Source organism: Pseudoalteromonas sp. S4741, from assembly GCF_005886135.1.
GTDB classification, from domain to species: Bacteria; Pseudomonadota; Gammaproteobacteria; order Enterobacterales; family Alteromonadaceae; genus Pseudoalteromonas; species Pseudoalteromonas tetraodonis.
Map to the genome: position 1 here is coordinate 1 of NZ_PNCN01000163.1, position 11,278 is coordinate 11,278.

Annotated in this window: 12 protein-coding genes; 4 read left to right on the top strand and 8 right to left on the bottom strand. The window is 39.7% G+C overall.

Annotation, left to right across the window (positions count from 1 at the left end; genetic code table 11):
* Positions 1-213: 213 nt before the first annotated feature.
* Positions 214-1,098 (top strand): peptidylprolyl isomerase, encoded by an 885-nt coding sequence (locus tag CWC30_RS16805; RefSeq protein ID WP_033103789.1) that lies wholly within the window; start codon positions 214-216, stop codon positions 1,096-1,098.
* Positions 1,099-1,141: 43 nt separating this feature from the next.
* Here CWC30_RS16805 and queF read toward each other — a convergent pair whose 3' ends face one another.
* On the bottom strand, positions 1,142-1,987 hold the full coding sequence (gene queF, locus CWC30_RS16810) for an NADPH-dependent 7-cyano-7-deazaguanine reductase QueF (protein WP_013465371.1): 846 nt from the start codon (positions 1,985-1,987) through the stop codon (positions 1,142-1,144).
* Between the two features lie 59 nt (positions 1,988-2,046).
* Between queF and syd the strand changes: the two genes are divergently transcribed.
* Entirely contained in the window at positions 2,047-2,586 is a 540-nt protein-coding gene (gene syd / locus CWC30_RS16815; protein WP_016898959.1) for a SecY-interacting protein, read from the top strand.
* A gap of 56 nt (positions 2,587-2,642) precedes the next feature.
* Here the strand turns inward: syd and CWC30_RS16820 are convergent, their stop codons facing one another.
* From CWC30_RS16820 to CWC30_RS16830, 3 genes are all read right to left on the bottom strand, one after another.
* The gene (locus tag CWC30_RS16820; RefSeq protein WP_013465369.1) at positions 2,643-3,416 is read right to left on the bottom strand and encodes a Zn-ribbon-containing protein; all 774 of its coding nucleotides are present in this window, start codon (positions 3,414-3,416) and stop codon (positions 2,643-2,645) included.
* 13 nt (positions 3,417-3,429) lie between these two features.
* On the bottom strand, positions 3,430-3,696 hold the full coding sequence (locus tag CWC30_RS16825) for a hypothetical protein (RefSeq protein ID WP_138627680.1): 267 nt from the start codon (positions 3,694-3,696) through the stop codon (positions 3,430-3,432).
* 97 nt (positions 3,697-3,793) lie between these two features.
* A complete protein-coding gene (locus CWC30_RS16830) occupies positions 3,794-4,030 on the bottom strand; it encodes a DUF2789 domain-containing protein (RefSeq protein ID WP_013465367.1) in 237 nt (78 codons plus the stop codon).
* Positions 4,031-4,325: 295 nt separating this feature from the next.
* On the opposite strand from CWC30_RS16830, the gene CWC30_RS16835 reads away from it, so the two are divergent.
* Positions 4,326-4,982, top strand: coding sequence for a GNAT family N-acetyltransferase (locus CWC30_RS16835; RefSeq protein WP_028834078.1), 657 nt, complete (start codon positions 4,326-4,328; stop codon positions 4,980-4,982).
* Between the two features lie 673 nt (positions 4,983-5,655).
* Here the strand turns inward: CWC30_RS16835 and CWC30_RS16840 are convergent.
* Genes CWC30_RS16840 through CWC30_RS16855 form a run of 4 tightly spaced genes read right to left on the bottom strand, consistent with a single transcriptional unit; the run spans position 5,656 to position 10,123 of the window.
* Positions 5,656-6,642, bottom strand: a complete 987-nt coding sequence (locus tag CWC30_RS16840) for a TniQ family protein (RefSeq protein ID WP_138627681.1) — start codon at positions 6,640-6,642, stop codon at positions 5,656-5,658.
* Positions 6,642-7,520: an ATP-binding protein gene (locus CWC30_RS16845; protein WP_138627682.1), complete on the bottom strand. Its 879-nt coding sequence runs from the start codon at positions 7,518-7,520 to the stop codon at positions 6,642-6,644. Before CWC30_RS16845 ends, CWC30_RS16840 begins: the two co-directional genes overlap by 1 nt.
* Before the next feature lie 3 nt (positions 7,521-7,523).
* Positions 7,524-9,524 (bottom strand): TnsB C-terminal domain-containing protein, encoded by a 2,001-nt coding sequence (locus tag CWC30_RS16850; protein ID WP_138627683.1) that lies wholly within the window; start codon positions 9,522-9,524, stop codon positions 7,524-7,526.
* Positions 9,524-10,123, bottom strand: coding sequence for a hypothetical protein (locus CWC30_RS16855; RefSeq protein ID WP_138627684.1), 600 nt, complete (start codon positions 10,121-10,123; stop codon positions 9,524-9,526). The genes CWC30_RS16850 and CWC30_RS16855 overlap by 1 nt, the downstream gene beginning before the upstream one ends.
* 436 nt (positions 10,124-10,559) lie before the next feature.
* Between CWC30_RS16855 and CWC30_RS16860 the strand changes: the two genes are divergently transcribed.
* On the top strand, positions 10,560-11,096 hold the full coding sequence (locus CWC30_RS16860; RefSeq protein ID WP_138627685.1) for a hypothetical protein: 537 nt from the start codon (positions 10,560-10,562) through the stop codon (positions 11,094-11,096).
* Positions 11,097-11,278 lie beyond the last annotated feature (182 nt).

The following is an 11,278-nucleotide window of genomic DNA, read 5'->3' on the forward strand; positions in this document are numbered from 1 at the left end:
TACCTACATCCATGTAGGCAACAAAGAGTGAATCGCTCCTAGGCAGAACCCGAAGGGCAGCGCCTGTTTGGCATTGATGCTGCGTTATCGCCTATTTATGGGGAATAACCACACCACATAGGCTCTGCCTTGCCTAAATACCAAACAGGCTGCTGCAAATTTAACCTTGAAAGGTCAACAGACCCTAATAGATAACTATAAAAAAGGAAAGGTATGAAAAAGTGTGTAGTGACCCTTTTAGTGTCGGCCTTGTTAGGTGGGTGTGCCCAGCAAAGTACTCAATCATCAGCCTCATCGGCTAAAAAGCTAACAAGCAGTGAGATTATTGCGGCGGCTAAAGATGATGAATGGCGATGGGTCGAATCAGAGAATATTCTAAAGTTAACCCTGCCCACAGGCGCCGCCTATATTGAGCTTAACCCCAAACTTGCGCCTAAACACACTGCGAATATTAAAAAACTGGCAAGACAAGGCTTTTATCAAGGTACTCACATTTACCGTTTTGTTGAAGGGTTTGTAGCTCAAGGTGGCGATAGTACGGGTAAAAAGTTAGCCAAAACTAAACATAGCACGGTGCCAGCGGAATTTTATTTAACCACCACTGAGCCACTTTCAATAACCGAGATGGGCAGTGATGGTTATGCACCCGTAACGGGGTTTTTAGGTGGCTTTGCGGTTGCACAAAACCAAGCGCATACACAAACGTGGCAAGTCCATTGTCATGGCATATTTGCAATGGCGCGCGATAACGATATAAACAGTGCCAGCAGTGAGTTTTTTGTCACCATAGGTCAAGGGCCGCGTTATTTAGACAAAAATATTACCGTGTTTGGTCGGGTGCTTAAAGGCATGGCACATTTTCATCAGCTAGCGCGAACGCCAACTGAGAATACCGAGTTTAACCCCATTACAGATCTACAAGTATTAGCGGATGTAGCAGACGATAGCAGCCAATTTAAAGTAATGAAAACAGACTCTGATTCATTCAAACAATTAATTATTGCTAGGGGTAACCGCAGCGAGGAATGGTTTGCGTACAGCCATAATTATATTGATGTGTGTGGCATGGCGGTGCCAACTAAGCAACTTAATGACTAAAAAAGGAGCCTCAGGCTCCTTTTTTGTTAAGGTAACGCGACACTTATTGTCGGTTTATTTTTACCGCAAATGGGGTTTCGTTATAATGTGTTGAGCGATATGGGTTTATATCAAGCCCACCACGGCGCGTATAACGAGCGTATACTTCAAGTTTTTTAATATGGAGTTGAGTGGTTAAGTCGCTGTAAATACGTTCCACACATTGCTCATGAAATTCATTATGGGTTCTAAATGAAATTAAATAGCGTAATAAGGACTCACGACAAACTTGCTCACCAGTATAGCGAATAATAATACTCGCCCAATCTGGTTGTGAAGTAATTAAACAGTTAGACTTAAGCAAGTGGCTATGCAAAGTTTCGGTGACTATTTTATTGCTTTGTGATTTAAGTGAATGGGCATCAATATGGTAGTTATCTATCTCAATATCTAACTCATCTATACACTCACCTGGCAGTGGTGTGCAAGGAATACAATTGTAGTCATCAGCGCTGTATAAGGTTACCTTTACAGGGCTGTTTACCGCATTGGATAAGTCGTCAATTAAATGTTGTTTAACAATTTCAATACTCCCAAAACGGCTTTGATTAAAGCTGTTTAAATAAAGCTTAAACGACTTTGATTCAATAATATGACTACTTTGACATTCGAAAGTAAACAATGCCACCGCAACTTGAGGCTTACCTTTAGTATTTAACCAAGACAGTTCGTAACCTGTCCATATATCTTGGCCTTTAAACGGCAGCGCAGTTTCATCAATACTTAATGAATCACGATTAAGCTTGCGAGCAATAGGAAAAAGCAAGCTGGGCGTGTATTGATCGACATACTCAGTAGATTGACCAAGTACGCTGCCTTTAAGATCGGGAGAATTGCTGTAATCTGTCATGTTTGCTCTTAAATAGTTACAATGGATGCATTATATATAAATTAAATGAGTTTCACAGTATGTCTGTTGCAATGCAATTAGCTCAACTTCACGAAAAATTTAGCGAACAAACGATTACTAATACACAAAAGCGCCCATTAATCGTCCACGATGAGCAATGGCCAAGCCCATGTGAAATAGGTAGCGCCGATGAACATGGCATGATCCAGTGGCAAGCGATAGTTAGAGAGCCTACAGGTTCATTAATCGATCTCGCTAACGCATTGGAGCTTGAGTTTCCAGAGGCGTTGAGTCAATTTTATGGCCATATGTTTGCTGGCAGTGTTGTAGCCAATATTGACGGACATCAAGTGGAATTATTACAAGCATGGAATGAAGATGATTTTGACCTACTGCAACAAAATATCACCGGTCATGTTTTAATGAAACGTAAACTCAAACAAGCGCCAAGTGTATTTATTGGGTTAACCGACCAAGACGATTTGCTTGTTACCGTATTAGTAGAAACAGGTGAGGTGTGCCTAGAGTATGTAGGTAAAAAGCCACATCATGTACTTGCCAAAAACCTCAGTGAATTTATAGCGTCGTTGACAGTATAATTATAAGGTAGTTTTAAGGTGTGATGTTTTTAGACATAGCATCTTAAGCGTGGGATTTATTGAAAATCCCACGAAATATTAGAGACTATACCACACGGTTCACACCTAAAATCAAACAAGCCAAACCAAGGCTCGGGTAATTTCCATTCACCATGGCAACTCGGGCATTTACGCTCAAGTTCAGAGGCTTTATCAACCCCCCCTACACGGTATAAATAATAGTAAACAGGCTTTTTAGTTAAAAAACTAATCCGTTTAGTTATATCTTTACCACGGCGGTATAAATCACTTTGGGTGCTGGCTATTTCTTCAAGCGCTGGAAATTCACAGCGTGTTGCACCATTAATTTGAATTTGATCGCACGCTTGCCAATCTTCTTGCCATTTAATTAGTGTTTTATAGTCACCATTAGCAATCGCAGGAATATTAAATAGCGGCACGGGTAAAAAGTCATCGCCACAATACAGTGGGCTACATGTATGCACATAGGTGGTATATAAAATATAGCTTGATGGCTCTTTACAGCCATCGGCACCATTGGAGTGAATATCTTGGCCGATGACCTTTACTTTGGGAGCAAGCAAACCAGCGCCATGAAGCTTTTCAACACTGTGTTTAACAAACGCACTGTTATTAAGTGGGTGCATGGCGTCTTCGGTCGGGCACATTACACGAGTAATAAAATAGCCATCTTTTAACACCGTTGGAAATTCCTCTCCAATGATTTGGCCATTAAAGCGTAATGCATTCACTAAGCGGTTTATTGCCTGCTCGGCTTGCTCTAGGGTTGTGTCTTGGTAGCAATCAAATGTTAAATCAACAACAAACATTTATAGTCTCAAATTATTTTTGCTCTAGCAAAGCAAGTAATCGATCAAGTTTTTGCTCAATTCTATCTAACTGAGTGTTTTTAGGAGCTGAGTTACTTGCTTGCTCGGGTGTTTTCATTAAATTATAAATTGAATCGGGATTATTTTTATATTGACTCACTGCCGCAATAATAACCGGCATAGGAAGTGGTTTTACTAAACGGCTTTTAGTTAGTGCAACAGTGGGAACTTTGCCTTCATCAAGAAGGACTTTAATAGCTTCAAATACAGCAGCATTCATTCGATTTATAACTCTTTAATAAAGTAAGCTCGCAACATGGAAGTTGCGAGCAGGTATGGTAACAATAAAGTGGCTCAGACACATTAAAATGTGCGATTTAATTATTTTGACGAAGGCGAGAGTCGAGTTCGTCAATTACCTCACTCCAATCGCCATCAACCGCCAGCGATTCAGCAATAAAGTGTTGTTGGGCTTCATCCCAAAAGGGAGCATCTTGCAATAATGTGGTATCCGAAATGGCATGCGATGCTATAAATGCATCTATTTCTGCTTCTGTATTAGGTAAACCTAATTGTGCGAACAATGTATTTATGTCGTGCTTAGTCGTATCCATAATCGTGCTCCTTAATGAATTAATACTTAATACTTATTAACTCTAGGGGGGAATGATATATCTAGCCAGTTTAACCCTTACTGAATTTACGCTTTATTTACTCAGTAGTAAGTCGCTAAAGCATGATCTGACTCAATGCAGTGGATGAGCGTACTAACTAAAATGTAAATTCGCTTATTTGTCCCACTTAGGTCTATAGTTATATGAGCATTTGGTTATCGTTGTAGTTCAAAATTAATCCCAAACAAGTTACGCGGCGTAATGACAAAAGGTATAAAATAATAAAGGAAATAAAATGACAGCCACAGCAGAATCCACAGACACGTTTAGCGTGCAACATATTGCACCAGAAGATATCAGTACCGCTGCAAGCCTTATATATCAGGCCTACCAAAATGACCCTATTTTACAAACTCTGCTAGGGTATAACGAAAAAAGCCCTCTGGACTATGAAAAAAAACTCCGTGCGCTTATTCGCGAAGAGCTCAGTAGCTTTTGGCAAGAAAAACAGCCTTTAATTGGCCTTTACCGTAACGATAAGTTAAAAGCAGTTGCTTGTGTATTTGAGTCAAGTAGCCAACTTCAAGCAGAGCGTTATTGGCATTGGCGATTAAAGTTGATGTTAAGTGCCGGTTATTTGCAAACGAATCAATTAATTGAAAAAGAAAAAACTATTCGTGATGCACTAAAGCCGCAAGGCAATTACTACTTTTTAGCGTTTATAGCCGTTGACCCACATTTTCATGGTCAAGGGTTTGGCCGCCAATTACTTAAAGGCTTAGATGGTTTATTACATGACAATCCTGAGTCCTCTGGTATAGCGGTATTTGTGACTCGTGACGAACATACGCAATTTTTTAAATCACAAGGCTTTGAGCACTTTAAGCAGCTCACATTTAACCGAGTTAAAGGTGAATTACTTTTTAAAACTGCTCTATCTGTACAAGGCTAGGTGTTTAGAATTGTGATTATGGTAATTGACTTTCGGATTGAGAATCTCAGTCAGTGGAATCTAGTAGCTTACTTAGTCGCACGTGAGCAGTGGAAAATTGGCTGCCGCTGCGGGTAAGAATTGTTTGCAAAAATCTCATAAAATAGCCCTGTATGTAACCCTACCAGTGTACTGATTAGAGTTCGTTTACTACGCAATAACGTCAAACGTAATTGCCTCTTTATTAGTAACAAATATGAGCTATATGAGCAAACTATATTGGAGCTAGAGTAAAAATGGTGGGGGCGTGCATAGAAATAGAGAACCCAAGGCGGGTTTCAGCCTACCGGAAGAATGGTTACCTTCAAGTTGAATTAATCAACGCATTCGACTTCACAAGGAGTTACCTAAAATACTGACATTTAAAATAAATTACAAACCAACTTGTTACCTTGAAGAAATGTGGAGAAATCAAACCAGTATCATGAAGATTGCAGTTTCCTTATCCAGGTCGAACAACTTTTCAACAATCCACGAAAGTCATAATAGTGCTTTCTTACACTATAGTGTCGGAAATTGTCACTAATAGTGCTTTTTTCCACTATTACGGGTATCCAATAAATGAACTGTCTGATTGTGCTTTTCTCATTGATGCTGATGATCACCTGAAATTTAAAAAAGGCACTTTTTGAAGTTACATATCGGCGACAGAAATAGTGGTTCGATTAATTATTGCCGCAATATCTATTTGCTGATTTTGCGGTATAACTTTTTTAGCAGAGAGTTCAGGAAAAGTGTGAAATATCTGTTTTTTTGTAATGCCAAGAAGTTTAATCGCACTATCAAAAGTAACGATAAATGATTCTATATGTCGATTTGAGCTGGAGGATAATTGTGGTGTTTGGAGAAAGCTAACGTAGCAATTATTTATAGGCCATGCTGCATTGAGGTGTCGTATTAGTAGTGTTAACGGAAAGAATTGAAATTTTTCTGGAAGTTGAGAAAAAGGGCTAATGGCATCACCTAATCGCTCTATAAATTGGTTATATACTTCTTTGCCACTGAGGAAGTTGAAGCCCTGCTCTAATGCACTGTTAAAGTCGCTTACCGATGGGTGATGGTAAATGGGTAAAACAGTTGTGTAAGGGTTTTGAATAAACAAGCTTGCTAGCAAGCAATCGCAGATTTCATCTATGAATAATTCGCTTATTTGACTAGATATCGGATAGCTTTTTATTGGGCACAAACACAACTCGTTGGTACAAGTACCTTCTAATAATAAAGGTGACCAAATGAGTTGTTCACCACATTCTTGACAGCTATCGCAGAGCACACAACCGTGCAGCTCACATGATAAATTACCAATGTTTCGCCACTTTTCTTTTAGATATCCTTTGCCCTTTACACAATAGGGACAAATACGAGGCATATCAGTGTGACAGTCTAGAAACAGTATGGAGTGCTTTGGTGCTAAGCTTAAGTCGCTAGTGCTCATGGCACAGGGTACGAGTTCACTTAATAGCTGTCGTTGTTTAATGTTAATTGTATTTTTTGTAACCGCACTCCACATTGGTTTATCAAGCCATTCGAGCGGTGAGGTGAACCCATTTCGAAGGCTCAAGCGTAATAGGTAGCTAGCTAGACTTTCATCTGCGATTCGTTTAGGCATTACCGATAACATTAATCAAACTCCCTCGAATCTAAAATCCCAACGATGTCATTATCAGTTAGGGCAAGTGTGTCAAAAGGATTGTAAGCAGATGAATTAATTCCCAACAGGTAAGCATCTTCAAGCTTAGCAAACAGATTCTTACGCTCACTGGTTGAAGCTATAGCAAAAAGCTTCGTTAACAGCCCAATTCTGCCGTCGGTTGCGACATGCAAACGATTAAGTATAGGTTTGTCGTCTAGAGTGAATGGCGGAAATCGAAATTCGGTGGCAAAGTAATTACAGCATAAAAGCCAGCACTCGCAGCGAGAAGGGATTATGTAAAGTTTTTGTTCAGATAGGAAACGGCGGCTCAGTTGCTCTTCACCTTTTAACCTGTGCGTTGATTTGCCATATTTAAGCTTCAACAATCGGCTGGCGACTGGCGTTCCCATTAAAATAAGTGAAACTTTTGGGTTGTTATCTAGTAGCGCTGCTATTTGCTTCGCCATTCGCTGACTAGTGATTCCGTCGATATCCGTCAAACATTCCTGTACTTCATCGATAATGATCAGTTGAACGCGATGCGCGGCAAGTAAAACGGCAAGCCTGTCTTGAACGATATGAGCTTTATTGGCACTTTTACCTATGACTGAAGTGAGTGCTTTAACGACCTGTATAAGAAAATCAGTGGCTGTTTTAGTCTCCGTTAACTTTACATAAATGACCGGATAATAGGTTACTTCGGGAGTACATAAAGTTGGAAAACGTGCTAGATATGTCTTGGCTAAACACGTTTTACCAACACCACTTAGACCTGTTAAAAGTAATCCATAATTTTTACCAAAATTTTGCTGATGAATTTGGTCTATTAGTTCAAGGCACTTGCTCAGACTTGGGTGGCTAAACATTGGTTAGTCCTGCCATAAACCAAGCTGAGCTTCGTTGCGATTAGGGCTTACTTTTCGCTTAATATTTCCTTTATCTGAGGGTGTATCATCCTCTTTGGACTTCTTCGACTTTTTGATAGGTTTGTATGCATAACTCTGGTTACTTCGCTTAATGCGCTCTGCCGTAGATAGTCCCTTAGAAAAGTTTTCTTTTGCAGTAGCAACTGGCTTGCCACTGCCAAGTGATCTTGTCTTTTGCTTAACTAACTTTTCAATTTTACGACTGAATATATCTCGACGCTCAGGCGTCCCTGATGTTGTGTTAAGTTCTTCAAATGATAGTGGATACTCCAACTCACTTCCAGATAGCTTTCGGTTTTCTACAAAATTGTATACTTTAGGGTGGTCGTAACATGGGAAGTCCGCGATGACTGTTACCCAACGGCCATCATCTGGGTCAGATTTCACAGTAACCGTCATATCTTGGTTTTTATCGAGAGTTTTTGCATCTAGATAGCATTGCTTTATACGGTCATCCGCAAAAACCTGTTTGTTGACCTGAACCGTACCTCGCTGACTTAATGAAGGGCGGTGCTCTATATAATGGCAAGCAGCACTGAGCAGTTCTTTATTGACTGGAATGAGAGGCTTTAGAGCAATAGACTCGTTCCATACTTGTTGTGGTGTTTTGTTGTTGAGGCTTGAGTGCTTTGAGTTTACATAGTGAACGAGGTAACCATGCAGTAGCGAGGCAAACTCCTCGACAGGCAAGGAAGCGGCTTTTTTAATGGTTTCTTCAGACGACGGCTTACTTGTTTTGTGGGTGCGTTTGTCTTTATAACCTGGAAGACCTATGGTTATTGTTCCATCAGGTAACTTAAATTCGCCTCCTTTAAAGAATTCTTCCCGCAACGTATTGTTGAAAGACTCAACAAAAGGTTTTCGCCAAGGTTCATTCGATGGAGCTTTGATTAACTCACACCCTAAGCGTTGGGATATTTGTTTGAACTGCTCAGCTTTATAGCCACTGCCATTATCCACAATAATTTTAAAAGGAATACCACAAGCGTTTAGCTGGTCACTGGTTGACTCAAAAATACGCTTAAATGATCGAACAACCCCTTCCGTATCCTCAGAGGTGCCTAGCTCGAATGTAACACTCAGCGGGTAGCGTGAGTGGCAGTCAATGGCGATATAGATGCTGACGTTGCCCGTTGGTTTACCTTCTTCGTCAATAAGAGCCAAGTTAAGTGACATCCGGTCCATTTCTACTCGCTCAAGCACGTGAGTGGTTTTTATTTTCTTGGATAATGTACGTAGTGCTTTTTTTACTTCGCTGTAGTTTCCAGAGTTTAAAATGATATTAAATGCATTAAGTCCTTCAATGCGTCTGCTAAACGTTCGTTCGCTAACCTGTTCAATAGCGTCATTTTGCGTCTGAGCTTTTAAAACTGCTTTAGAATAACTTGAGTAGCCTCTCGCAATGTTTTCAATGTTGCCTTTTACCCAAGTGTCAGTAAAAAATCGGTTAAGGAAGTTTTCCGTGGCCGCATTGGTTCGCTTAGGTTGGCTTTTTCTCGGAGCAATTGACTTTTTGAGATTAAATTCTGCTTCTCGATATTGCTTCCACCAACGTGCAATAGTGCTGTTGCCGTGTTTTTCGGTGCCGATGTGGTACTTGCCATGAACAATCTGTTTGAGTTTATCGATGGTCTTGTCAACGGTAGGTTTATAGCCATCATGCACCAATGTTGCTAACTCGGTAATGTAAGGCTCTCGCTTTTGCAGTTCTTTTTTTTGTGATGCTGTCAGCTCGTTATTGTCGTGTGTTATGGCGTATGCTGGTCGTAATTCACCGCTGTCTATTTTCGAGCGAAAGTCATCTTGGGTTAAGTGCAAGCCAGTTTCTGTACCTAACATCGGGTTAGGGTTTAGTAATGCTTGCAGCTCATCATAATATGCTAGATTAAATTTACGCTGTTCAATATCGATGAAGGTGTCACCGACCACAGGTGGCTGATACATTACTTCTTCCTCATCAATGTCGTTTCTGCGTTAAAAGGCTTTGACGTGTCAAAATAAAAGTGTTGTTGTGCGACGAGTGACCAAGCGTGCGCTCGTGAGCCACCAGGCAAATTAGATACTAACTTTTCAAGTCGAGACAGTTTTGTTCTTTTTGGTAAGTTACAGATAACGGGCTGTAAATGATTGACGTCAAGAGTCTTGTAGCCCATGAGTAGTTCGTAGTTTTCAACCTCAATGCTGTCAACATCAAGCTCACTCCTCAGCACCAGTTCAAGCCCTGTTAACCTATAAATGACTCGTTTCCTAAGTTGGTGACGTTCAAAGAATTCATCATTCATATAGTGGGTGTGTTTGATTTCTACATATTCGGCATGGCCGGATTTATATTCCACCAAAAAGTCAGGTGTATAACGTCTTCCATACACACTAAATGATTCTGGTTGGGAAGCATATTGATGGATAGACTCTTCAAATTCGAGCGTTATCCCGTATTTGCGTTCGAGAAACGACTCACACCAGATATGACAACCATTTTTAGCACTGTAAAAGTTAATGGTGTGTTTTGAACGGTGTTTGTTGAATTTTTTTTTACCCTTCATGTTCGCCTCAAAAAAAATTAGTTGAAAATGCCCAAGATTTTTTGGCTAAAAATCAATCTTAGCTATAATTAAAGGTTGGGCTTGTATAAATATCAAGTTGATGAATGGATGAAATAGTCATCAAACCTCTCTCTTTTTCAGCACTTTAAAAAAGGTATGAACTACTTGTAAAGCTGTACAGTAAATACTCGAATGTAGTCTTGTTTTTATACAGGAGCTTTGTGTAACTAATTGATATTAAAGAGGGGTAAAAATGAGTTATGTTTTAAAAAGATTTTTTAAATGGTACTCTTTTGTCGTTTTAAATGCTTTTTTTACGGCTTACCTACTTCGCTTTACGAAATAGTGCTGTTTTTTCATGTTTGTTTGAAAACTATTTCAAAATAAATAGTTATAACAAATTTTTACGTCAATTGACGTAAATACTGGTATCGATATGTCAGAATCTTCAAGAAAATTTAAAATAAATAGAAAAACTTCAGACAAATACACAGAAATAGCCAATATATTGTGTATTAAACATGCTGATTGGGGGGGCTTTTTAGTGCAACACGAACTTGATTTCTTTAAACGTAACTATTACCAGCTAAGGCCAAACTCACCAATGGTTGCCGCATGGTTTAAGCAGAAAAAGATAACTTTAGACCAAGAGGGAGTGAACCAGCCCTACTCAATTAGAATGCCGCAGAGTTTAGTTGATGACCTGGCTGGGTGGTGCAAACAATATCGCGTTTCAAAAGAAATGATTGTTGAATACGCCCTTGAAGCCTTTATTCAAAGAGTTGATGTAGGAAGAGCTGCTTATAAAAAGCTTAAACGCCATGAACTGATGCCACTCTTTTTGCTAGAGCATTCTTTTAAAGCTAGGCTCACTGAAACTGAAAAAATTAGCTTTATACGAGAAAACATACTGATACAGGAGCACATGCTGCCAGGTGCTTTTCGCAAAGAGTTTAAAGAATCAAAAAAATAAGCACTGCATGGGCAGTGCTTAATATTTTAATGCGCACGTTATAGGTTTAGCGATTCAAACTTCTGTTTAAATAGCCAATGCTCCAATGCTATGCCAACTAACATCATTGCGCCACCAAATACTAGTGCCAATATTATACGGAAGGTTGATAGCCCTTCTTGATTAACCTGAGCTGCACATAA